Here is a 24,595-nt window from a genome sequence, read left to right as displayed (position 1 = left end):
AGCACAGCTTCTCTGTTGTACTTGCACCCGGCGTAAGCCGCGGCCCGGTTGGATCCTACCGGCGACATTACTTAGCCACTAGCTTAAGATGGTCGGCTTTCTCTTTCTGGAATGGCTTTACTGTATGCACTCCAAGCGCCTTACCTATGGCTCAAATCGCGTTTTCGACTTCCTGGTCCTATGGATTTTGCCTGTTGGCTTGTTGCTGCTCCTGAGTGCACTGTTCTTTGTCGGCAATCGCAATGTACTGCACCGAATTGTCTACATCCTGTTCAGCGTACCGACCTTGTTTCTGTTGTGCATGCGTCCTCGGGAGTTCAAGGACCTGCTGCGCGAACCCCTGGCGATCGCGTTCCTGGCGTTCTCCGCCTGGGCGTTGACCAGTCTGCTCTGGAGCCCCGCGCCCAGTTCCGATACCGACCTGTTCAAGCGACCGCTGAATACCTTCATGCTGTTTGGTGGCTGCGGGCTGTTGCTGCATTACCGCAACGAATTGTTCAAACCGATCTTCTTCAGCGCTGCGGTGATTGCGCTGGTGGTGAGCCTGGGTAATCTGGTGGCGTTCGCCAAGGGCTATCAACCTGGCATGCGCATGATCGGTGGTCTGGGCGCCCTCGACAACCCGCTGCTCAGCTCGCACCTGTTTGGCTTTTTCACGGTGTACTGGCTATACGTCTGCATGACCACCCAGCGTCTCAACGTGTTGTGGTTCAGCGTACCGTCCCTGGCGATCATGACCGCTGCGGTGCTGGCGACCGGCTCACGCACGCCGCTGGTGGCGCTGACGCTGGCCATACTTTGGATGAGTTTTGTCAGCCGCAATCGACGCTCAATGCTACTGCTCGCCGGCACCGCCTTGGGCATCGTCGGGCTGATGCTGTTCTATCCTGAATCAATCATTATGCGTGGCAGCTCGTTCCGCTTGGAATTGTGGAGCATGTCTTTGCAGCTTATCGCCCAGCACCCGTGGATCGGCCATAGTTACGACTCCGAGTTGTTCCTGACCTTGGCGGACGGTTATCAACTGCGCGAGCCCCACAGCTTTGCCCTCGGCGTGCTCTATTACGTCGGCATCATTGGTTTTATCCCCTGGGCCTTCATGCTCGGCTGGGGCCTATACAAAGGTTTGAAGGAGCGCGCCCAGCCGCTGTTCATCCTGGCATCGTCCCTGCTGGCCTATGGCATCGGAGCAGGCCTGACCGAAGGCGGCGGCATATTGTCGCGCCCCAAGGAACACTGGTTCCTGCTGTGGATTCCCCTGGCAATTATCACTGGCCTGAGCCTCGCCCAACGCCACCGCAGCCTGCTGCGCATGAAGGTGCAGAACCTCAAGCCCGCGGCGTTTGAACAGCTGTGCAGCAACGCCCACGTGATTGAAGCCGATGGCCTGGGGCCCAAAGTCCTGCGCCTGGAGGACGGCAGTTTCCTCAAACTGTTCCGCCCACGCCGCTGGTACACCTCCGGCAGTTTCAACCCGTACTCCGAACGCTTTGCCAGCAACAGCGAGCAACTGCGCACCCTGGGCATTCCCACGCCGCACATCCTTGGGCTCTATCGCCTCAGCGATGCCAGCAGCGCCGTGGCCTACACACCACTGCCCGGCCTGACGTTGCGCCAAGCGCTGCAAAGTCTGGACAGCAGTCTGCGTGAGTCACTGGTGGAGCGCTTTGGCCGGTTCATGGCGCAACTGCACGAGCGCGGCGTGTACTTCCGCTCGCTGCACCTGGGTAACGTGTTGTTGATGGACGACGGTGAGTTTGCCCTGATCGACGTGGCTGACCTGCGCATCTACCCGTCTTCACTGCGTCACGCTCTGCGCCAACGTAACCTGCGCCACATGCAACGTTATCCGCAGGACCGCAGCTGGCTGTTCGAAACGCACTTCGAACAACTGGTCAAAGGTTACGCCTCGGTGGCAAGCCCAACCGCCACTGCGAAAATCCGCGAGCAGGTCCAAAGCCTATAAACACCTGTAGGAGCGAGCTTGCTCGCTCCTACAGGGTGCGGTGCCGGTTCAGTTATTCTTGAGCGGCGCCAGATACAACCGCACCAGCCCCCGCAAGGTCTTGCGCCCCCAGAACTTCAAAGGGATCTGCTTGAGAATCTCCCGCGCCAACGGGCGGTCGCGGTCGGCGGTCTTGAGGAACATCGAGTTCAGGAAGTTGTAGCGAACCGCGTCATAGGCCGGGTGCTCGCTGAACTTCGCGTAGGTCTTGAGGATGTTCTGGATCATGTAGCGGTGGTTCTTGTACGTGTTGTTAGCGTGCTGGCGATACTTGGCCATCACCACGTCAAGGGCGTCGATGGTATAGCCCGCCGCCGTGATCTTCAGTTGGATCAGCAAGTCTTCCAGGGGAATCTGTGGGTCGAAACCACCGACCTCCTCCAGCACTTCGCGACGTATCAGCATGGTCGGCGCCGGTGGAAACGGTTTGCGGTCCAGGAACAGGTCGTCGAAATCCAGACAGCGAAACGGCACGTCGCGACGCTGTTTCTTCTCCGGGTGCAGGTTGCCATCCCCGTCGATCAGCTCGATATTGCCAGCACACATGCCCACCTTCGGCTTGCCATCCATATACGCCACCTGGGTGGCAATACGGTCCGGCAACATGATGTCATCCGAGCCGAACGGTGCGATCAGGCTGCCCTTGGCGCGAGCAATCGCACCGTTCAAGGTGGCGCTGAGCCCTTGATTCTGCTGCACCTGGAAATCAAAGCCGTGCTCGGCCTGCAAGCGCTGGATGCGTTCGACGCTGTCATCCTTGGAGCCGTCGTCGACCACCAACAGCTCGATATTGGGGTAGGTCTGCCCCAGCACACTAAGAATACTTTGCTCGATGTACTGGCCATGGTTGTAGGAAGCGATGATCACCGAGACCAGGGGTTGTGGCTGATTCATGCTCTACCTACTTCACGCAAACCGGTTTCAATCAGGGTCAGGTACTTGTGCTTGAACTCGTCGAGGGTGTGGTTGGCCTCCAGATAGCGGAACACCTCCTCCCCCTTGGCGCGCAATTGTTCATCGCTCAAGGCCAGGTAAGTATCCAGGGCCGCAGCCAGTTGTTCGACATTGCCCGGGTCGTGGGACAAGCCGCCCGCGCCCTGCACCAGCGGCAGCATCGCCGGGCCGTTGGAGGCAATCACCGGCAGATGGCCGCTCATGCCTTCCAGCAAGGCCAGGCCCAGACCTTCGAACAGCGACGGCATGGTCCAGATATCGAAGCCACGCACGTACTTCATGCCGTCTTCGCGAAAACCCAGCAAGTGCGCACGGCCGGTCAGGCCCAGGCGCTCGATGTCGGCGCGCAGGTCGGCTTCGGCACGGCCGGAACCAATGATGCCCACCTGCGCCTCAGGGTATTTGTCCTTGAGCGTGGCGAAGGCTTGCAGCAGATGGGTATGACCCTTGATCGGCACGAGGCGGCCCAGGGCACCAATCATCCGTGCATCCATGGGCAGGCCCAAGGCCTTGCGTGCGTCTTCACGGGACAGCTGCAAAGCCTCTGCCTGGGGAATGTCGATCGCGTTGGTGACGTAGGTGGTGTTCTCACGGGTGAAGCCGCAGTTGAGGTCTACCAGGTAGTCCTTGACCGCTTCGGACACACCGACAAAGCGCCACGCCGGGCTGACCCAGCGCTGGGTCTGACGTCGACGGTAACCACGGGCGTACTCGCCAAAGCCGTGGGAGATGCCGATGCACAGCGGGATCTTCAACCAGCGGTTGAGCGACAGCATCATGTTCACCGACTTGAACCGGTTACAGATGACCACGTCGAACTTCTGCTCACGGCAGTATTTGTAGATCTGCCACATGGCGCCAAAGCGAATACCCTTGAGAGACTTCTCCGGCAGCTCGAAATAGTGGGAGTGCTCGGCCACGCTCAGGGGCTGGCCGGGCAGCGGGCGCCCACTGAGAAATCCGGAGGTCACCTCGAAACGCTCAGCCGGCAGGGATTTGACGATTTGCTCACCCAAGTCCGCGAAGTCATGGGTCTTGACGTTGTAGTCCGGCTGTAACTGCAAAACCTTGAAACGAGGCTTCATAACTCTCCATGCAGCGATCTGGCTACGGGCACGCAGCCCGGTAAAAAGGGCGGCAGGCGCATAACGGCCCGCCTTCAATCGGCTCTCAGTCCTGCTTCAGGACCCACAACAGCTCGTGGCGGCGCACGGCCTTGCGAAAGAATTCGTTCTCGCCATAGGGCGATGGACTACGGCCCGCCAGCAGTTGCTGCAACCACCTACGCACTCGACGCTTGAACGGCGCTGGCGGCTGCAGGTCGTGCATCATGCCCAGGGCCATGGCCTTGTCCTGCTGCTGGCTCAAGGCGAGGGCGAAACTGCACGGCACCAGCTCCACAGCGCCATCGAAACGCGGCGGCAATGCTACGCCAGCGCCGGAATCGCCCATGGGCCAACGGTCGTTATCATGCAGGTGATTGGCGTAGCCGAGCAATGTGTCGGGCTGCCACGCCAGGCCCTGCAAGGCTTCCAGCACTGCCGCATGGGCGCAGATATGGTCGGCGTGGGGGTCCAGCAACGGCGTGGGCAACACGATGACCTGGGGCCGCGCCTTGAGCAGCAGCGCCCGCAGATCGGCGATCAGGTTGTGCCAAGTCGGCGCGCCATCAGCATCGCCAGGCAGGGCAAAACCATTGAACTGGCGAAACAGCCGCGTATCGGCCAAATCGGCTTCGCGCGAGGCTTGAGGCTGATCCGGCGCGACCTGCATGGCTTGCAACTGCATGCAAAAGTAGCCCAATTGCACGCACTGCGCCTCGGGCACGCCCGCCCAGCGGGGCACGGCGACGCTGTCCCAGGCGCGCAAACGGCCCTTGAGGCGCGCAGCTTCAGCCTTGGGCAGGCCCATGTGCTGATAATGCTCGGCTTCGATTTCACCGGCGGTCAGCGTGACGATCCAGCTTTCAGTCGCCTGGCTGTAAAGGCTGAACGCAGCCAGCTCGGCATCGTCGGCATGGGGCGCGATCACCATCACACGTTGCTGGCGATAGTCGGGCTGGCGAAAGCGCCACAGCGTCGGCTGCCCCTTGATCCGGCAAAAACGCCCGCGCAAGTGGAGCTTGCCCGCCGCCAAGTCTTCGGCGGCGCCGGTCAGGTTCAGATAACGCCGCCCAGCGACGCCGCGTTCGAAGGTTTGCCGGTCCGGGCTTGCCAGGCCCAACAGGTCTACCGCAGGGTCGAAGAAACGCCCCAGCCAGGTACTTTTCAACTCAATGCCGACGATCAGGGTTTCCTCCGCCGCCAACGGCGCATCCAGCAACAGTCGGCCCGCCTCCAGGCGCAAGCCGGGTTGTTCGCTGCCGGCCGGGAACGCGTACTCATAGCTGTCTTTGGGCGAGTAAAACAGGTGATCGGCAAACCAGGCCTCATGGGCGGCCCACAACAGCACCGCAAGGATCAGCGGCAACCACCAGGCAACCAGTACGCCGGTCGCGACCAACACCAGCACGCCGATCAGCAGCGCAATACGTTTGTTACGCCGATGGCGCTTGAGCAGTTGCTGTTTGCGGCTCATACGCTGAACACCGGCACCGGGTTGCACCAGCGTTCCTTGTATTCACGGTCGGAACGCCCGAAGGAGAAGCGCAGTGACTTGTTCGCCGCCCGCGCCTGTTCCCAGGCACTTTGGGTATTGAGGAAACTCAGCACACTGCCAGGGCTGAATGCACGGGTTTCAGGGTCGACGCCGCCGTTGACATACTCGGCGCTGAACCACTCGTTGGACTGCACCTGATACACCAATTGCACTGCAATCGGCGCGTCGTTCAGAAACAGCACCGAGCCGAACAGGAATTCCTTGAGCAACTCCAGCACCTCGGCCAGACGCGCCGCGCCCGCCGCCGGGAAGCCCCAACGACGCTGGAACAGGTCGCAATAAATCGCCGCCAGTTCTACGCTGGAAAACTCACTGACCGCCCGTACCACGCCGCCCGCCTCTTCCAACAGGCGCAGTTCACGCCGCTGGTTATAGCGAAACTTCTTCGACAGGTCTTCGGGCGTGCGCGCCATGGCCAATTGCTCGGCCTGAGGCTTGAGGGTGCTCACGCGCCCCTCGTTCAGCGCCGAGAGGTAGCGCGCACGGTGCCGTAACGGTACCTGCGCATCGGCGGCAATCGGCAGGATGATCTCGGCGTTGCCCAGGTCAAACAGGCCTTTCTTGCCGCTGCGCTTGAGCACGTCCTTGGACAGCGCCAGGTCGCGCCCCCAGGTGGCGATCGCCCCCTTGAACTCACCACCTTGCTCCCAGCCCAGGTAGCGCACGGGTATCTGCGCCAGGCCGGCCAGCCGCTCGATCACCTGGGGATGGGTCGCCACGCTGCCGCCGTAACGCTGCCAGGCCTGGGCGTAAACCTCGGCCTCGACAGGCGCCCAGCCACGTTCACGCCAGCCCTGGAAGCGGTTCAGCATTTAAACCACGGCGTCATAAGGGTCCACGCCGTCCTTGACCACCAGGATGTCTTCCATGATCAGGTACTGCAGGTCCGAGCCGAAGAACATGTTCAGCGCGTCGGTCGGCGAGCAGATCATCGCTTCGCCACGACGGTTGAGCGAGGTGTTCAGGGATACGCCGTTACCGGTCAGCACTTCCAGCTCTTTCATCATGTCGTAGTAGCGCGGGTTGTATTCGCGCTTGAGCACCTGGGCACGGGAAGTACCATCTTCGTGCACCACTTCCGGTACACGGGTCTTCCACTCTTCGGCGACTTCAAAGGTGAAGGTCATGAACGGCGCCGGGTGATCGACCTTGATCATCTGTGGGGCCACGGTGTCGAGCATCGACGGGCAGAAAGGCCTCCAGCGCTCGCGGAACTTGATCTGGTGGTTGATGCGATCCGCCACGCCGGTTGCACTTGGGCAACCGATGATCGAACGACCGCCCAACGCACGCGGGCCAAACTCCATGCGGCCCTGGAACCAGGCTACCGGATTGCCGTCGACCATGATCTTGGCAATGCGCTTAGGCATGTTCTCGATCTTGCGCCAGTTCGGCTTGCTCTCGTGCTTGGCGCACGCGGCAATCACGTCTTCGTTGCTGTAGGACGGGCCGAGGTAGACGTGTTCCATCTTCTCGACCGGTACACCACGAGCATGGGACACGTAGGCCGCCGCACCGACGGCGGTGCCGGCATCGCCGGAAGCCGGCTGTACGAACAGCTCTTTGACGTCGTCACGGGCAATGATCTTCTGGTTCAGCTTGACGTTCAGCGCACAGCCGCCGGCGAAGGCCAGCTTGCCGGTGTCCTTGAGGATGTCGCCCAGGTAGTGGTCGATCATCTGCAAGGCCAGTTTCTCGAACAGCGCCTGCATGCTGGCCGCGTAGTGGATGTACGGCTCGTCGGCGATGTCGCCTTCGCGTTTCGGCCCCAGCCACTCGATCAGTTTCGGCGAGAAGTAGAAACCCTTGCCCTTCTCTTTGTAGCGGCGCAGGCCGATGACATTGGCGTAGTCGGTGTTGATCACCAGCTCGCCGTTTTCAAAGGAGGCCAGGCGCGAGAAATCGTACTTGCTGGCATCGCCGTACGGCGCCATGCCCATGACCTTGAACTCACCGTCGAGCATCTCGAAACCGAGGAACTCGGTGATTGCGCCGTACAGGCCGCCGAGGGAGTCCGGATCGTAGAATTCCTTGATCTTGTGGATCTTGCCGTTTTCGCCGTAGCCGAAGAAGGTGGTGGCGTACTCGCCCTTGCCATCGATGCCCAGGATCGCGGTTTTTTCCTGGAAGCCCGAGCAGTGGTAGGCGCTGGAGGCGTGAGCCAGGTGGTGTTCAACCGGTTCGATCTTGATTTTCTTAGGATCGAAGCCCAGTTGCTCCAGGCACCAGACGATCTTGTTGCGATAGCGTTTGTAACGACGGTTGCCCATCAGGATCGCGTCGAGGGCGCGGTCCGGGGCGTACCAGTAACGCTTGGCGTAGTGCCAGCGCGCCTCGCCGAACAGGCTGATCGGGGCGAACGGGATCGCCACCACGTCAACGTCCGAAGGCTTGATGCCAGCCTGCTCAAGGCAGAACTTCGCCGACTCGTAGGGCATGCGGTTCTTTGCATGTTTGTCGCGTACGAAGCGCTCTTCTTCGGCGGCCGCAATCAGCTTGCCGTCGATATACAGGGCTGCGGAAGGATCATGGCTAAGGGCGCCGGACAGGCCAAGAATCGTCAATGCCACTGGGGTCTAGCCTCTTTTAGTCTGCATGCAGGCGCATCGCGCCTGAAAAAAGTGTGCCTCTCGCCTGGGCGAGAAACAGCTAAAGGGCGGGATTATAGCTTAAAAGCAGAGGGAAGCTGTTAGCGGCAAGCGCCGAGAGGGGCTAGCGGAAGATCTCGATGCTGCCGTCCTTGTTCTGGCGGTAGATCGTGTAAGGCAGCATCAGGGTGTCCATGACACCAGAGGCGACAAATTCAATCGCGATGATCGGGAAGGCATTGCCTTGGCGATCCAGCAGGCTTTGGTCCTTCAGGCTTTTGTCCGGTGCGGGCTCGCCATTGAGGGTACAAAAGCCGTAGATCACCCCACTGTAGATACGCGGCACGTTTTCGCAGTGGCTGCGCGACTCCTTGAGATTCTGGCTGGCCACGGCATCCGGACGCAAGACGGTATTGATCGTTCCGCAACCGGAGGCCATTAACAAGGTTGAAACCAGCAGTACTTTGAAACCACGACTCACGGACTACTCCTTTCGCCCAGTAAATGGGCTGGGCAGGTGCTTTTATACCCATAGGCTTATGAACGGCCTGGACGCCAATAGATGCTGATATTACCGTCGGCCGATTGTCGATAAATCGTATAGGGCAAAACCACCGTATCGGCAACCGCGGACACCGCAATATCTACGAGCACGAAGGGTATGAGGAACCCGGTGGGGTCCGGGGCCGCGTGCAGCATGCAGAAATCAAACGCCACGCCGCTGTAAGCGCGGGGAATGGATTGGCAATAGGTTTTTACGAGCCTGAGCTCACGCGCCGTGTCGCCCTCTTTGCGCATGACGCTATTAACGGTTCCACAACCGCTTAATAACAGCGCAACGACACTTATACCCAGTGCAGCCATTCTTTTTCTTTTCATATCCGAGCCTCGCAAACGGTCAGCCACGCTAGCACCGAGAGATTGGCTCATTCATCCGAGAAGCACCGCCACATTGCGTGGGAAAAATCCGAAATGGTAAAACTTACCTGACTGTTTAAACTTGCGCACTTTTTGCGCGCCTTCACTATGCGTGCCCGAGACTCTGGCTGCCTCATGAAAAAAACGCACGCTCGCTTTTCCCTCTTGCTGCCTGGCCTGCTGGCCTGGAGCAGCACAGCGCAAGGCGAGGACTCGCCACTGATACTTGACCCCAGCGTGGTCACCGGTTCGCGCAGCGCCAGCCCAACGTTTGATTTGCCCTACTCCGTGGACGGCATCAGCCGCGAACAGATCAGTGACGGCCAACTCGGCATCAACGCCTCCGAAGCCCTGTCCCGCGTGCCCGGCCTGGTGGTGCAGAACCGCCAGAACTATGCGCAGGACCTGCAAATTTCTTCCCGAGGCTTCGGCGCCCGTTCAGCATTCGGCGTGCGCGGCATCAAGCTGGTCGCCGACGGCATTCCCGCCAGTACCCCGGACGGTCAGGGCCAGGCCGCCACCTTCAACCTCGACACCGCCGAGCGCATCGAAGTGTTGCGCGGCCCGGCGGCGACGCTGTATGGCAGTAACGCCGGCGGTGTTATCCAGATGTTCTCCCGCGACGGCGAAGGCCCGCCGCGCATCGGCGCCGAAACCCTGGTGGGCAGCGACGGGCTGAACAAGAACCACCTGAGCGCCGAGGGCGCGGCGAATGGCGCCGGGTTTGTGCTCGACGCCTCGCGCATGGACACCAACGGCTACCGCGATCACAGCAGCGCGCGCCGCGACCAGACTTTCGCCAAGCTCAATTTCCAGCCCGATGACGACAGCAAGCTGGCGCTGATCTACAGCAGCCTGGAGCAGAACGGTACGCAAGATCCACTGGGGCAGACCTGGGCGGCGTACAAGGCCGACCCGCGTTCGGTGAGCGCCAATGCGCTGAACTACAACACGCGCAAAAGTATCGATCATCAGCAATTGGGGATGAATTACGAGCGGTATTTCGGTGGCGCCACCTTGCAGGTCAATGCCTACACTGGGCGCCGTAGTGTGATTCAGTACCTGTCGATCCCCAAGGGCACGCCCGCCAACGAACGCGGCGGAGGCGTGGTGCAATTTGATCGAAAGTTCTACGGCGGCAGCGTGCGCTGGATGCAGCCCATCGAAAGCGCGCCTGGCGAGCTGATGATCATTACCGGCCTGGACTTCGACCAAAGCGAGGACAGCCGCCATGGCTATCAGAACTACAGCGGCAATGCCCTGGGCGTGAAAGGCCAACTACGCCGCGACGAAATCGACACGGCTCGCAGCCTCGACCCGTATATCCAAGCCAACTGGGCCCTCGACCGCTGGACCCTGCAAGCCGGCGTACGCCACAGCACGATGCAGATGGACGTTGACGACCAGTTCCTCAGCAATGGCGACGCCAGCGGCAACAAGACCTACCAGAAAAACACACCGTCGATGAGCGTGATGTATGCGTTCACCCCCGACCTGCATGGCTACATCAGCGCAGGCAAAGGCTTTGAAACCCCGACCCAGGCCGAGCTGGCCTATGCACCGGGCAACGCCGAGGGCTTCAACTTCGGCTTGAAGCCGTCTGAAAGTACGCAATATGAAATGGGTGTGAAAGCGCAACTGAACAACACGCGGATCAACGCCGCCGTTTTCCAGATCACCACCGAGGACGAACTGGTGGTGCAGCAATCCATCGGCGGCCGTACCAGCTACCAGAACGCCGGTCGCACATTGCGCCGCGGCTTCGAACTGGGCGTTGAAAGCCAACTGAGCGAGCACTGGAGCACCAGCCTCGCCTACACCCGCCTGCACGCCACCTACGACAGCGACTTTGCCAGCGGCGCCAACACCATCGACAAAGGCAACTACCTCTCCGGCGTGCCACAAACTACCCTGTTCGCCGAACTGAACTGGAAACCACGGGACTGGGTCAGCACCGCCATCGAGGGCCTGTACCGCAGCAAAGTCTACGTAGAAGACACCAACCAGCAACACGCCGCACCGGCCTACAGCGTCTTCAACTGGCGCGCACGGTTTGAGCAGAAGGTAGAGCACTGGACCTTTCACCAGACCTTGCGCCTGGATAACCTGCTGGATCGCCAGTATGTGGGGTCGGTAATTGTGGGCGACGGCAATGGTCGCTATTACGAAGCCGCGCCGGGGCGGTCGTGGTATGCAGGGGCTGGGGCGCAGTACCAGTTCTGAATGCAGCGCCTGGACGGGCGCCATCGCGGGCAAGCCCGCTCCCACATTTTGACCGCGTTCACAGATCAAGTGTGGGAGCGGGCTTGCCCGCGATAGATTTAACTGCCGACACCCGCCTCTTTGGGCAAGCGCTGGTCAATCACCTGGTACAGCGCACTGCCCTGCGGCCAGTTACGCATAAATCGCGCACGGTCTTTGGCATACGCAGGGGCGAAGCTGGACAGCGAACCGTGCTGGCACATCGCATCCAGGTCAATCATCGCCCAGCGCCCGTCGCTCCAGAACAGGTTATGGCCCTTGAAATCCCCATGGCTGATGCGCTCGCGGATCAGCTCGGCAAACAACTGGTCCAGCGCCTGCAATTCGCTCTCGGGCGCATCGCCGCTTTCAACATACGGCGCAAAGCGCTCGATGATGTCTGGCCCAGGCAGGTATTCGGTGACCAGGTAGGCACGGCTGCGCAACCACAGGAACCGTTTCTCCAGCACCGCCAGCGGCTTGGGCGTGGCGAAGCCCAGGAAGGCCAGGCGGTTGCCTTCGCGCCAGGAGTGCCAGGCGCGGCTCGGGCGCCAGAAGCGCTTGAGCCAATGGGCAAAGCCCTTGATGTTGTAGCGTTTGATAACCAGCGGCCGGCCAGCCACGTCGACCTTGGCCACGCTCGCCGCGCCACCGGTCTTGTACAGGTGACCCTGGTCGAGCAACGCATCGGCCTGCTCCAGCACCGGCACCATGGCGGCTTCTTCTTCGCGGCGGATCGCACGCAAGCCAAAAGCGCCGCGCACCACGCTGAACAGCGTGCATTCGCGGCCGGTCTTGTCCAGGTAGTCTCTCAAACGCCAGGCGCTGACTTTACGCACCTGCTTTTCCAAGGCTTGCATTGGCAAGGCGTGTTCGCCGTTGGCCAACAAGTAATACACCAGCAACTCTTCGGTAAAGGGCTCGAGGTTCTTGGGCAGTTGGGCGAAGAACACACCGAGGTTCTCCAGCACTCGATTGCGCGACAACGGCTTGCCCGCCTCTTCGACACGAATACCGGCGCCATCGATCAAATACAGCTTGCCATCCTTGCGCAGCAGGTTGTCCAGGTGCAGGTCTTCTTGCCACAGGCCCTTGGCATGCATCTGGGCAATCGCGCCCAGCGCTTCGGCGAGCACAGCGGTTTGTTCGTCCGCCAAAGGCGGCAGGTTTTCGACGGCGAGCCAAGCGTCGGACAGGCTTTGGGCCCCCTCGATAAATTCAAACAGCAGCCAACCGCCCTCGCCGTCCTGCAAGCCATCGGCCAGCAGCAACGGCGTGGTCAGGCCCTGCTCAGCCAACAGGCGCACCCCCGTAAGCTCACGCTGAAAATGCCGCGCCGCCTTGTTGCCCACCAACAACTTGGCCAACACCGGGCGACCCCGCCACACGGCGGCGCCCACATAGCGCTGCCCCGGCAACACCCGCAAAAGGCTCAGCAATTGCAATTGCCCAGGGCCGGCGGCATCCGCCAGGTCGAGGGTCAGTGGCAGGCTGGGGGTACGCCCAGCCGATTTCAGCTCGGATAAACGCATCAGCGGTTCTCCTTGTGGCTGCGGCGCGCGGTCAGGCGCTGGTGCCAAGTGGACACCAGGGCACCGTCCTCGGGCTGCTCAAGGTACGCCGCCAGCAGTTGGCGCACCTGCGCATCCGACCATTGCGGCGCGCGGCGCAGCAGCGGTTCCAGGTCCTTGACCCGGTCACGCCAGCCAAACAGCAGCGGGCGGGTTTTCTCCAGGTCGATCAACTGCGCGGCATAACCCTCACCGGCAGGCTGCAGGAAAATATGCTTGGGGTAAAAACAGCCATGCACTTGCCCGACGCTGTGCAGATGACGCGCCAGCTTGCCGCACGCCAACAGGATCGCACTGTGCTGGGCTGCGCTCAATTGCGACCACTGCTCCAGCAACGAGTCCAGGTCATTCCAGCCATCCAGCGCACGGGTGAGCAGCATCGCCCGGCGCTCGCCCTTGACCTTGCGTTCACCGAAGAACGCCGCTTGCAGGGCCGGTATACCGAGCTTTCGATACAGGCTGATGTTGCGAAACTCGCGGGCAAAACTCGGCTCGCCGAACGGGCGGTGCAAGGTGCGCGTGAGGTAGTTGCTCTGGCGCTTGAGGTAGTAACCCTGCCCCTCAAGCTCCAGGCGATACACACTGCTCCAACCGTCGCCGCTGGTGTTCGGCTCGTCCACTGCATCCAGTTGCTTGGCCCACAGCGCGTCGAAGGTCGCCAGGCCGTTGCGCTCAAGCAGAGCGCGGTCTTCGGCCGCCAGGAAGTCACTCATTCGCGTCCCTCGAAAAACTTCACCACATGGCGAATTCGCTGTTTGTCCGACGCGGTCAGGTGCGCGCGCTGACGATATTGCAGGTAGAAGCGCAGGCGCTGGGTGGCCGACAAGTGATACTTGGCGACTTTGTCCAGGCAGGCCAGGTCTTTGGTGATGCGGTACTTGAGCCAGAAACCGCGCCAGAAATCACCGTTGGGGCAGTCGATCAGGTACAGGGTGCGTTGGTCGTCCACCAGCAGATTGCGCCACTTCAAGTCGTTATGGGTGAAGCGGTGATCGTGCATGGTGCGCGTGTATTCGGCGAGCTGGCGGCTGATGCCATCGACCCACCGGGGGTCTTTGAGGCGCTCATCGTGACGCTCGGCCAGCACCGACAGATCTTCGGTCTTGGGCAGTTCGCGGGTGATCATGGCGCCACGGTTATAGGCCAGGCCCTTACGGTCCAGGCCCCAGGCCACCACGTCGGCGGTAGGGATGCCCCACTTGGCGAAGCGCTTGAGGTTCTGCCATTCGGACTTCACCCGCGGCCTGCCCAGGTAACGACGCAGGCCCTTGCCGGCACCTACGTAGCGCTTGACGTAATAATTGACCCCGCCACGCTCCACCCGGATCACTTCCGACAACGGGTCGCGGGTCAGCCGCTCGCCTTGCAGGGCGAACACCGCGTCCAGGCTTCCAAAGTCATCCGCCAGGGCGGCGTAGGCAGGTTCCAGATTCCAACCCGCCATCAGATCGCATCCCCATATCGCTGTTTACGCGCATACAGCTTTGCTGCCATGCGTTCCAGCGCAGACAACAGCGCGGTTTGCTCTGCCAGGATCTGGCGCAGCGGCTGCTGGAAGTAGGCCTTGAGAAAACGCAGCTTGTCGCGCTGGGTCAAGCCGATCTCCAACGCGGAGTAATACAGGCCGGCCAGGTCTTTGTTGCGCCAACGCACGGGGATCGTCGCACGTACCTGGGCACGGTGCAGGTCGATCACCGACAGCTTGAGGTTGTCGACGCTGATAGGCCGGTCGGTGTGCAGCAGGAAATGGCACAGGTAGCAGTCACGGTGGTTGACGCCGCCGCGGTGCATCGCGCCCACGGTACGCGCCAGCTCAAGGGTCAAGGCATGCTTGATGGCCGGCACGGGCGGTTGCTTGACCCAGTCCAGGGTCAGGTCTTCCAGGCTGATGATGGGGGTCAGTTCCTGGGTGATGATGAACGAATGCTGGTCGGCAGGGTTGCTGCCTTTTTCACCGAACGCCACGGCGGTCATGGTCGGTACGCCAAGCGCCTGCAAGCGCTGGATCGCCACCCACTCCTGGCCCGCGCCCAACACCGGTAATTTGGCGGTGACCAGGTTCTTGAGGATTTCGCCCCAGCCGATCCCACGGTGGATCTTCACAAAATAAGGCTGGCCCTCGACTACCGTACGCAACGTACGGCGAGCGGCCAGCTCGCGGAACACCTGGCCTTCCAGCTTCTCGACCTCGGCGAACGCATCGTGTCCGGCCCAGAGGGTCTTGAAGGGTTCGGCTAGAATCAACTTCATCGGTTTGGCTCCGCCAGAATCAGGTCCGCAGCGTACTGCGGCATGCTAAAGAGGTCGGCCGTCTCGGCGAAGGCCAGACCATTGCGACTCCAGGTCGCACGCGCTTGTGGGTCGTCGAGCATATCGACCAAATACTGGTTGAGCTGGGTTTGCTCGAACGGCTCGTCCAACACCCGGCCGCTCTGGGCCTTGTCGATGTAGAACGCATAGCCGCACACCTGGCTCACCAGTACAGGGAGGCCGGCGACCACCGCTTCGACCAGCACCATGCCGGCCGCCTCGTTGTACGCAGGGTGAATCAACAGGTCCGCCCCCAGCAGGAAACGCGGAATATCATTGCGGCCCTTGAAGAACTGCACCTGGTCGCCCAGGCCCAGCGCCGCGCTCTGCAATTGGAATACTTTGGGGTCGTCCTGGCCGATTACAAATAGCCGGGTGCGTTTCTTCAGCCGCGAAGGCAGAGCGGCCAGCGCCTTGAGGCTGCGGTCGACGCCCTTGGTCTTGAACCCCGAACCGATCTGCACCAACAGCAGATCATCCTCGGCCAAGCCGAATTCAGCGCGGAACTCGGCGCGGATTTCGGCGGCGTTCGGCGGGGCGCGGCGGTCGCGGGCAATACCCGGTGGCAACAGGTGAAAACGCTCGGCCTGGGTGCCGTAATACTGGGTAAACAGCTGCTGCTGATGCTCAGACAACACCATGATCTGCGTCTTGGCGTTTTTATCGAACACGGCGCGCTCGTATTCGGCAAAGTGCTTGTAGCGCCCGAACCAGCGATACATCGGGTTTCGCAGGGTCTGGGCCTTGTCCTCGAACACACCGTCGGCGGCAAAGTACAGGTCCAGCCCCGGCATTTTGTTGAAGCCCACCACGCGGTCCACTGGGCGCTTGGCCAGGTCGGCCTGGATCCAGGCGTAGAGCTTTTCGTTGCGACGGTGGTTGACCAAGGCCTTGACCGGCGCCACCAGCACCTCAAAGCCTGGCGGGATATCACCTTCCCAGATCAGGGTGTACACCCGAATGCTGTGGCCGCGCTGCTGGCATTCCAGGGCGATGCGCATGAAGTCGCGCTGCAGGCCACCGAAAGGGAAGTACTTGTACAGAACAAAAGCCAGTTGCATCAGTGCTGCTCCTCGGCCAGTAACAACGTGCTCAGCCGGCTTGCAACACGCTCAGGGTTCAAGCGCGTGAAGCACAGGGGCGACTCGCGGGCGATGTCGAACCGCCGCAGGTCGTCGGCAGTGGGTTGATAAGTGCACTGTTTTTGCAGGCAAGGCGCACACGGCCAGTCGCTGGCCAAGTGAATCTGGCCCTTGCCGTAGGCGCCGGTGAGGCCTGGGTTGGTGGGGCCGAACAGGGAAATGGTCGGCACGTCCAATGCCGCCGCCAAGTGACCAAGGCCGGTGTCCACGGCCACGCAGGCACGGGCGCTCGCCAATATACCGGCCACGCCCGCCAGGTTGAGCTTGGGCAACACTTCGGCGTTGGGCAGGCCCAGGGCCAAGCGTTCGGCCCGCGCCTTTTCGGCGGCGTTACCCCACGGCAGCTTTACGTCCACGCCCAGGCGGCCCATGCGTTCGGCCAGCTCGCGCCAATAGGCTTCGGGCCAGTGCTTGGTGTCCCAGGTGGTGCCATGCAACAGCAATACGAACGGTTTTTTCGGCGGCAGGCCGAGCAGTTTTTCGACGCTCAGGCCGTAGTCGCCCAGACGCTGCGGCAGGTCGTAGCCCAGGGCCACGGCAAACAGCTGGCGCAAGCGCTCCACCGCATGCTGCCCACGGGCCACGGCCAGGCGCCGGGAATAAAAGCGCGCAGCCAGGGGTTCACGCGCAGAATCTTTGTCGAAGCCAGCGATGGGCGCCCGCACATAGCGCGTCAGCCAGGCGCTTTTGAGCAAGCCCTGGGCGTCGATCACCAGGTCGTATTTAGTCGACTGCACCGCCTGCTTGAAGCGCCGCCATTCACCGCTCTTGATGGTTTGCCAGAGGTTCTTGCGCCAGCGGCGAATCGCCACCGGAATCACCTTGTCGACCGCCGGGTGCCAGGTGGGGATTTCGGCAAAGCCTTCTTCCACCACCCAGTCGAACCGAATGCCGGGAATCGCCCGCGCTGCGTCGGTGAGGGCCGGCAAGGCATGGATCACGTCGCCCAGGGATGAGGTCTTGATTACCAGAACCCGCAATTCAATGAACCTCGACCACGTCGCCCTGCAAACGCTGCAGGGCATCGGTTACCGGCTGGGGCAGCAACTGGCGCAGGCAGTTGTAGTGGCCGAAGCGGCAAGTACGGTCAAAGCACGGGCTGCAATCCAGGCCCAGGCGCACCACTTCGACCTTGTCGGCTAACGGCGGAGTGAAGCCTGGGGATGTGGAGCCGTACACGGCCACCAGCGGACGATTCAGCGCCGCCGCCACATGCATCAGGCCGGAGTCGTTGGACACCACCGAGTCGGCGCACGACAACAGGTCGATGGCCTCGGCCAGGGACGTGTCGCCACTGAGGTTCACCGCCTCTTCACGCAGGCCGGGGATCAAGCGCTGACGAATGTCTTCACCCACCGAATGATCGTTCTTGGAGCCGAACAACCACACCTGCCAGCCTTCGCGGATCTTGGTTTCGGCGACTTTGGCGTAATGCTCCGACGGCCAACGCTTGGACTCGCCAAATTCGGCGCCCGGGCACAAGGCCAATACGGGCCGATCCAGGGTCAGGCCGAACTTGGCCAGCGCCGCGTCGCGGGTCACCGGGTCGATCTGCAAGCTGGGGCGCGGATACGGCTTGGGCAGTTCAGCGCCCGGCTCGTAGGCCAAAGCCATAAAGCGTTCGATCATCAACGGGTAACGGGCTTTATCCAGGGTGCGCACGTCATTGAGCAGCACATAGCGAAACTCACCGCGCCAGCCGGTGCGCTTGGGGATACCGGCAAAGTACGGCACCAGCGCCGATTTCAGCGAGTTAGGCAGCAGGATCGCCTGGTCGTACTGGCCCGCCATGGACTTGCCGATACGTCGGCGGGTCGCCAACTCAAGGGCGCCGTGGCCGAGCGGGAAGCTCAAGGCCTTACGCACCTCTGGCATGCGCTCGAGGATCGGCCGGCTCCACTCAGGGGCGAGCACGTCGATCTGGCAGTCTGGATAGCGCAGGCGCAGGCACTGAAACAGTGTCTGTGCCATCACCATGTCACCGACCCAACTGGGCCCAACGATCAGAATATTCATGTAGTTTCCACAAACGATGCGGGGAGGCCTATGCCTCCCCGCCTCGATAATAACTGTAGATCGCGGTGCGCCAGGGAGCATCTTTATGTGGGAGCTGGCTTGCCTGCGATCGCATCACCTCGGTATCCCTGATAAACCGAGGCGCCTGCATCGCGGGCAAGCCCGGCTCCCACATTAATCCGCATCCCATATAAAAATTGGCGTCGCCAATCAGTCGAGTTTCAATTTAAGCCCAGCGCCTGCCAGATTCGCATCACCTGTCGCCGCTCGTCGGCGAACTGGTCCCCGGCTACCGTACCGGCCTCGTTCTGCAAAGCCTGGCGGTGCGCGGCTGAGCGATAAGCCTTGTACACTTCACGCAGCAAATGGGCATCGGCGGCGGGCATCAGCCCGACCTGCTCCAGGCCCTCCAAAATGCGGATATTGTCGGTGTAGCGCAGCAACGATGGATGTTGCGCAGACCACGCCAAAGCCGCGTATTGCACCATAAATTCAATATCGACGATACCTCCGGCGTCCTGCTTGAGGTCGAACAGCGCCGTGGCCTCGAAGGCATTGGCGCCCCTGCCGGCAGTCGTGGCCTTGGTGCCCAGGTTGTCACGCATCTTGGCACGCATCTCGCTGACCTCCTGGCGCAGCTTCTCCAAGTCCCGCTCACGCCCCAACACGTTAGCCCGTACCTGCTCGAACGCCTGGCCCACATCCTGGCTGCCCACCAGTACCCGCGCACGGATCAGGGCCTGATGTTCCCAGGTCCAGGCTTCATTTTGTTGATAGCGATCAAATGCACCCAGGGAACTCACCAACAAGCCGGATGCGCCGGAAGGTCGCAGGCGCATGTCTACTTCATACAGCTGCCCAGAGTTGGTCTGGGTGGTCAGCAGGTGAATGATGCGCTGGCCCAGGCGTGTAAAGAATTGCGCGCCATCGATCGGCTTGGCACCGTCCGTCTCGGCCTGGGGGTCGCCGTCATGGATAAACACCAGGTCCAGGTCCGAACCATGCCCCAGTTCGATGCCGCCGACTTTCCCATAACCGACAATGATGAACCCAGGATCGCACAGGGTGCCGTCCAGGCGCTGCGGCGAGCCGTGGCGGGCGACGGTCTGGCGCCAGGCCAGGGCCAGCACTTGTTCAAGAATGGCTTCGGCCAGCCAGGTGAGGTAGTCGCTGACCTTCATCAACGGCAGGCTGCCAGCGATTTCGGAAGCGGCCACCCGCAGGCGGTGCGCCAGTTTGAAATGGCGCAAGGCTTCCATCTGCTGCTCAAGGTCATCTTCGGGAATGCGCGTGAGGCGCTCGCGCAACTCAGCGGCCAGCTCCGGCGCCAGCGGCGGCTTGAACAAGCGGCCTTCGTTGAGCAATTCATCGAGCAACAGCGGGAAACGGGTGATCTGTTCGGCGATCCACGGGCTGGCTGCGCACAAGGTCAACAGGCGGCGCAAGGCGTCGGGGTTCTCCGTCAGCAGCACCAGGTAGGCCGAACGCCGGGCCACGGCTTCCACCAGCGGCAACACGCGCTCCAGCACCAGGTCTGGGTTGGCATGTTCAACGGCCTGGGCCAGCAGGCGCGGGATGAACGCATCCAGGCGCTCACGCCCCAGGCGCTGCATGGCGCGCAACTGCGGGCTGGCGCGCAGGCTGGCCAAGGCCTTGAGGGCCTTGGGGGCATCGGTGAAACCGCCTTCACTCAGTTGGCGGCACGCGGCATCGTCATCCTGGGATTCCTCCCACAGTGGCAACCATTCACCGCCGACCACCAATTCGCTTTCTTCGCCCTCTTCTTCATCAGGGTCGGCAATCACTTGGCGAAAGTGCCAGTCCACACGGCCACGCCAGTACATCAGGCGCTCATGGAACGCGGCCCAGTCACTAAAGCCCAGCATAAAGGCAATGCGTGCCTGGTCTTCGGGGCTGTCCGGCAGCATTTGCGTCTGGCGGTCGGCAATCGCCTGGATCGCATGTTCGGTGTAGCGCAGGAACTCGTAACCGCTGCGCAGCTCGCTGATCACCGCCGCGGGCAAATAACCCTGGCCTTCCAGCGTGCCCAGCACGTTCAACAGCGGGCGTTGCTGCAGGCTGAGGTCGCGGCCGCCATGGATCAGCTGGAATGCCTGGGCGATAAATTCCACCTCACGAATGCCGCCCGCGCCCAGCTTGATATTGTCGGCCATGCCCTTGCGCCGCACTTCCTGCTGGATCAGTTGCTTCATGGTGCGCAGCGCTTCGATGGCCGAGAAGTCCAGATAACGGCGATAGACAAACGGGCGCAGCATGTCGAGCAGTTGCGCGCCAGCCGCCTGGTCGCCGGCCACCACCCGCGCCTTGATCATGGCGTAGCGCTCCCAGTCCCGGCCCTGGTCCTGGTAGTACTGCTCCAGCGCGTTGAAGCTGAGCACCAGGGCGCCGGCCGAACCGTAGGGACGCAGGCGCATGTCGACGCGGAAGACAAAACCGTCGACGGTCATCGGGTCCAGGGCCTTGATCAGTTTTTGACCCAGGCGAATAAAGAACTCCTGATTATCCAGGGCGCGCTTCACGCCCACCGTCTCGCCGCCTTCGGGGTAGGCGAAGATCAGGTCGATATCCGACGACAGGTTCAGCTCCACCGCACCGAGCTTGCCCATGCCGAGGATGACCATGTGCTGCGCCTCGCCACTGCGTGCGCCGGTCGGCGTGCCGAACTGGGCGCAGTGGCGCTGGTACAGCCATTGATAGGCCTGGTCGATGCAGGCGTCGGCCATGTCGGACAGATCGCGACAGGTTTGCACCAGGTCGGCCTGGCGTGTGAGGTCGCGCCAGATGATGCGCACCTGCTGGCGCGTGCGTTGGCGGCGTAGCGCACGGCCCAGTTCATCTTCTGTTTCGGCCTGTTGCACGGCACCGGCTATCTGGCTGCACAGCTCGCCGGGCGCAAAGCCGCGGTCCAGCTCGCCCCAGGCCGCCAGCTCCAGCAACATCAAAGGGTCACGAACACTCTGTTCAATGACGAAATCACTGGCGGCGCACACGCGGGCGAAGTCGGCCCACCGTTGCGGCGTCCACGCAGAAAGGCCATGATCGTCATCCAGCGCGGCCACTGCGTCACGAAATGACTGCTCGGCCCGGTTGGCGTAAGGCAACAGAATGGCCGGCAGTTCGGCCAGCGTTGGAAGGCTCATGGTCTATCCTTGATCGGCGTGTAAATGGCGTGTAGTTGTGAAGGCAAGAGCCATACTCGGTGAAGGACTGTCGAACAAAGGTTAGAAATAGCTGAAATTAAATTAATCTTGGCAGGCAACATCAAAGTTTCACCTTTTCTTGTTCGCAATAGACCAACAATAACGATTATGCTCACCAGCAAGACCGAGCCATACGCTCAGTCTTGTGTAGTTTTACTACTCGTATATACATTCGAAAGGCTGAAATGGCCGACGATTTGTAGTAAAACTACAGGACGCCGAAGCAACCTTCGGCCATCCAAGAATTTATGTCGTCTGCCCACAAGGCCAGTCGCAAACTTCAGGCAACCGATTCTGGTAGCCTTTCCGCCCTGGAGCAAGCCATGCAAGACCTCGATCCCGTCGAAACCCAGGAATGGCTGGACGCCCTGGAATCGGTTCTCGACAAAGAAGGCGAAGACCGTGCTCACTACCTGATGACCCGTATGGGCGAACTCGCGACCCGCAGCGGCTCGCAACTGCCTTACGCCATCACTACGCCATACCGCAACACCATCCCCGTTACCCACGAAGCACGCATGCCTGGCGACCTGTTCATGGAACGCCGCATTCGCTCGCTGGTACGTTGGAACGCCATGGCGATGGTAATGCGCACGAACTTGAAAGATTCGGACCTGGGCGGTCACATCTCCAGCTTCGCTTCCAGCGCAACCCTGTATGACATCGGCTTCAACTACTTCTTCCAGGCCCCGACCGACGAACACGGCGGCGACCTGATCTACTTCCAGGGCCACACCTCGCCAGGCGTCTACGCCCGTGCGTTCATGGAAGGTCGCATCAGCGAAGAACAAATGAACAACTTCCGCCAGGAAGTCGACGGTCAGGGCCTGTCGTCCTACCCGCACCCTTGGCTGATGCCTGATTTCTGGCAGTTCCCGACCGTTTCCATGGGTCTGGGCCCAATCCAGGCGATCTACCAGGCACGCTTCATGAAGTACCTGGAAGCCCGTGGTTTCATCCCCGAAGGCAAGCAGAAAGTCTGGTGCTTCCTCGGCGACGGCGAGTGCGACGAGCCGGAATCCCTGGGTGCCATTTCCCTGGCCGGCCGCGAGAAGCTCGACAACCTGATCTTCGTCATCAACTGCAACCTGCAGCGCCTCGACGGCCCGGTTCGCGGCAATGGCAAGATCATCCAGGAACTCGAAGGCGTGTTCCGCGGTGCTCAGTGGAACGTGACCAAAGTCATCTGGGGCCGCTTCTGGGACCCACTGCTGGCCAAGGACGTCGACGGTATCCTGCAGCGTCGCATGGACGAAGTCATCGACGGCGAATACCAGAACTACAAAGCCAAAGACGGCGCGTTCGTCCGTGAGCACTTCTTCAACACGCCTGAACTCAAGGCGATGGTTGCCGACCTGTCCGACGACGAGATCTGGAAGCTCAACCGTGGCGGCCACGACCCGTACAAGGTCTACGCGGCGTACCACGAAGCGGTCAACCACAAAGAACAACCGACCGTCATCCTGGCCAAGACCATCAAGGGTTATGGCACCGGTGCCGGCGAAGCGAAGAACACCGCTCACAACACCAAGAAAGTCGATGTCGACAGCCTGAAGTTGTTCCGCGACCGCTTCGACATCCCGGTCAAGGACGAAGAGCTGGAGAACCTGCCGTTCTTCAAGCCAGAGCCAAACAGCGCCGAAGCCCGCTACCTGAGCGAGCGCCGCACTGCACTGGGCGGTTTCGTGCCACAGCGCCGCGCCAACAGCTTCAGCGTACCGACGCCAGACCTGAGCACCCTCAAGGCTATCCTTGACGGCTCGGGTGACCGTGAAATCTCCACCACCATGGCCTTCGTGCGTATTCTGGCGCAGTTGGTCAAGGACAAGGACATCGGCCCGCGCATCGTCCCGATCATCCCGGACGAAGCCCGTACCTTCGGTATGGAAGGCATGTTCCGTCAGTTGGGCATCTACTCCTCCGTCGGCCAGCTCTACGAGCCAGTCGATAAAGACCAGGTGATGTTCTACAAGGAAGACAAGAAGGGTCAGATCCTCGAAGAAGGCATCAACGAAGCAGGCGCCATGAGCTCCTTCATCGCTGCCGGTACTTCGTACTCCAGCCACAACCAGCCAATGCTGCCGTTCTACATCTTCTACTCGATGTTCGGCTTCCAGCGTATCGGCGACCTGGCCTGGGCAGCAGGCGACAGCCGTACCCGTGGCTTCCTGATCGGCGGTACCGCCGGCCGCACCACGCTGAACGGCGAAGGCCTGCAACACGAAGACGGTCACAGCCACATCCTGGCTGCCACCATCCCGAACTGCCGCACCTTTGATCCAACCTACGGCTATGAGCTGGCGGTGATCATCCAGGACGGCATGAAGAAGATGACCGAAGAGCAGCAGGACGTTTTCTACTACATCACCGTGATGAACGAGTCCTACCAGCAGCCAGCCATGCCGGCCGGTGTGGAAGAAGGCATCATCAAGGGCATGTACCTGCTCGAAGAAGACACCAAGGAAGCAGCACACCACGTACAGCTGATGGGCTCCGGCACCATCCTGCGTGAAGTGCGTGAAGCGGCGAAGATCCTGCGCGACGAGTTCAACGTCGGTGCCGACGTATGGAGCGTCACCAGCTTCAACGAGCTGCGCCGCGACGGCCTGGCCGTGGAGCGCAGCAACCGTCTGCACCCTGGCCAGAAGCCAGCCAAGAGTTACGTCGAAGAGTGCCTGGCCGGCCGTAAGGGTCCAGTCATTGCCTCTACCGACTACATGAAACTGTTTGCTGAACAAATTCGCCAGTGGGTCCCGTCCAAGGAATTCAAAGTCCTGGGCACCGATGGTTTCGGCCGCAGTGACAGCCGCAAGAAGCTGCGTCACTTCTTCGAAGTCGACCGTCACTTCGTGGTGTTGGCAGCCCTGGAAGCCTTGGCTGACCGTGGTGAGATCGAACCTAAGGTGGTGGCTGACGCTATCGTCAAGTTCGGGATCAACCCGGAAAAACGCAACCCACTGGACTGCTGAGG

General features: G+C 61.3%; 18 protein-coding genes. 3 read left to right on the top strand and 15 right to left on the bottom strand.

Annotated elements, in window-relative coordinates:
• The first annotated feature begins 124 nt into the window (after positions 1-124).
• Positions 125-1,966 (top strand): bifunctional O-antigen ligase/aminoglycoside phosphotransferase family protein, encoded by a 1,842-nt coding sequence (locus BT199_RS14975; RefSeq protein ID WP_072434848.1) that lies wholly within the window; start codon positions 125-127, stop codon positions 1,964-1,966.
• Positions 1,967-2,014: 48 nt separating this feature from the next.
• On the opposite strand, the gene BT199_RS14970 is transcribed toward BT199_RS14975, so the two are convergent.
• The 7 genes from BT199_RS14970 to BT199_RS14940 all read right to left on the bottom strand — a co-directional run bounded on the left by BT199_RS14970 (position 2,015) and on the right by BT199_RS14940 (position 9,069).
• Complete coding sequence (locus BT199_RS14970) at positions 2,015-2,899, bottom strand: glycosyltransferase (RefSeq protein ID WP_072434847.1); 885 nt, start codon at positions 2,897-2,899, stop codon at positions 2,015-2,017.
• Positions 2,896-4,044, bottom strand: a complete 1,149-nt coding sequence (locus BT199_RS14965) for a glycosyltransferase family 4 protein (RefSeq protein WP_014716637.1) — start codon at positions 4,042-4,044, stop codon at positions 2,896-2,898. The genes BT199_RS14970 and BT199_RS14965 overlap by 4 nt, the downstream gene beginning before the upstream one ends.
• 85 nt (positions 4,045-4,129) lie before the next feature.
• A complete protein-coding gene (locus tag BT199_RS14960; protein ID WP_020301645.1) occupies positions 4,130-5,536 on the bottom strand; it encodes a PIG-L family deacetylase in 1,407 nt (468 codons plus the stop codon).
• Positions 5,533-6,429, bottom strand: coding sequence for a GNAT family N-acetyltransferase (locus BT199_RS14955; RefSeq protein ID WP_014716635.1), 897 nt, complete (start codon positions 6,427-6,429; stop codon positions 5,533-5,535). The genes BT199_RS14960 and BT199_RS14955 overlap by 4 nt, the downstream gene beginning before the upstream one ends.
• Positions 6,430-8,187, bottom strand: a complete 1,758-nt coding sequence (locus tag BT199_RS14950; RefSeq protein ID WP_014716634.1) for a carbamoyltransferase family protein — start codon at positions 8,185-8,187, stop codon at positions 6,430-6,432. It abuts the gene before it with no gap.
• A 142-nt stretch (positions 8,188-8,329) separates the two neighbouring features.
• A complete protein-coding gene (locus tag BT199_RS14945; protein ID WP_014716633.1) occupies positions 8,330-8,686 on the bottom strand; it encodes a YceK/YidQ family lipoprotein in 357 nt (118 codons plus the stop codon).
• Positions 8,687-8,742: 56 nt separating this feature from the next.
• Entirely contained in the window at positions 8,743-9,069 is a 327-nt protein-coding gene (locus BT199_RS14940; protein ID WP_019818311.1) for a YceK/YidQ family lipoprotein, read from the bottom strand.
• Positions 9,070-9,258: 189 nt separating this feature from the next.
• Between BT199_RS14940 and BT199_RS14935 the strand changes: the two genes are divergently transcribed.
• Positions 9,259-11,346: a TonB-dependent receptor family protein gene (locus BT199_RS14935; RefSeq protein WP_072434845.1), complete on the top strand. Its 2,088-nt coding sequence runs from the start codon at positions 9,259-9,261 to the stop codon at positions 11,344-11,346.
• 98 nt (positions 11,347-11,444) lie between these two features.
• Here the strand turns inward: BT199_RS14935 and BT199_RS14930 are convergent, their stop codons facing one another.
• The 8 genes from BT199_RS14930 to glnE form a co-directional block, all read right to left on the bottom strand.
• Positions 11,445-12,896 (bottom strand): lipopolysaccharide kinase InaA family protein, encoded by a 1,452-nt coding sequence (locus BT199_RS14930; RefSeq protein WP_072434843.1) that lies wholly within the window; start codon positions 12,894-12,896, stop codon positions 11,445-11,447.
• Positions 12,896-13,648, bottom strand: a complete 753-nt coding sequence (locus BT199_RS14925; protein WP_020301649.1) for a lipopolysaccharide kinase InaA family protein — start codon at positions 13,646-13,648, stop codon at positions 12,896-12,898. Before BT199_RS14925 ends, BT199_RS14930 begins: the two co-directional genes overlap by 1 nt.
• A complete protein-coding gene (locus BT199_RS14920; protein WP_003187993.1) occupies positions 13,645-14,379 on the bottom strand; it encodes a lipopolysaccharide kinase InaA family protein in 735 nt (244 codons plus the stop codon). The genes BT199_RS14925 and BT199_RS14920 overlap by 4 nt, the downstream gene beginning before the upstream one ends.
• On the bottom strand, positions 14,379-15,185 hold the full coding sequence (gene rfaP, locus BT199_RS14915; RefSeq protein ID WP_072434841.1) for a lipopolysaccharide core heptose(I) kinase RfaP: 807 nt from the start codon (positions 15,183-15,185) through the stop codon (positions 14,379-14,381). Before rfaP ends, BT199_RS14920 begins: the two co-directional genes overlap by 1 nt.
• Entirely contained in the window at positions 15,182-16,306 is a 1,125-nt protein-coding gene (locus BT199_RS14910; RefSeq protein ID WP_014716627.1) for a glycosyltransferase family 4 protein, read from the bottom strand. The genes rfaP and BT199_RS14910 overlap by 4 nt, the downstream gene beginning before the upstream one ends.
• Positions 16,306-17,367 carry a lipopolysaccharide heptosyltransferase I gene (gene waaC, locus BT199_RS14905; protein WP_072434839.1) on the bottom strand — a complete coding sequence of 354 codons (1,062 nt, stop codon included), beginning with the start codon at positions 17,365-17,367 and terminating at the stop codon, positions 16,306-16,308. The genes BT199_RS14910 and waaC overlap by 1 nt, the downstream gene beginning before the upstream one ends.
• A gap of 1 nt (position 17,368) precedes the next feature.
• Positions 17,369-18,403, bottom strand: coding sequence for a lipopolysaccharide heptosyltransferase II (waaF, locus tag BT199_RS14900; protein WP_060764898.1), 1,035 nt, complete (start codon positions 18,401-18,403; stop codon positions 17,369-17,371).
• A gap of 221 nt (positions 18,404-18,624) precedes the next feature.
• A complete protein-coding gene (gene glnE / locus BT199_RS14895; RefSeq protein WP_072434837.1) occupies positions 18,625-21,564 on the bottom strand; it encodes a bifunctional [glutamate--ammonia ligase]-adenylyl-L-tyrosine phosphorylase/[glutamate--ammonia-ligase] adenylyltransferase in 2,940 nt (979 codons plus the stop codon).
• 383 nt (positions 21,565-21,947) lie between these two features.
• On the opposite strand from glnE, the gene aceE reads away from it, so the two are divergent.
• Entirely contained in the window at positions 21,948-24,593 is a 2,646-nt protein-coding gene (aceE, locus tag BT199_RS14890) for a pyruvate dehydrogenase (acetyl-transferring), homodimeric type (protein WP_014716623.1), read from the top strand.
• Positions 24,594-24,595: the final 2 nt, after the last annotated feature.

The sequence above is a fragment of the Pseudomonas sp. NFR02 genome (genome assembly GCF_900119375.1).
Classification (GTDB): domain Bacteria; phylum Pseudomonadota; class Gammaproteobacteria; order Pseudomonadales; family Pseudomonadaceae; genus Aquipseudomonas; species Aquipseudomonas paracarnis.
Note: the sequence above shows the minus strand (reverse complement) of the source record. Positions and strands in the feature narration are given on the sequence as shown.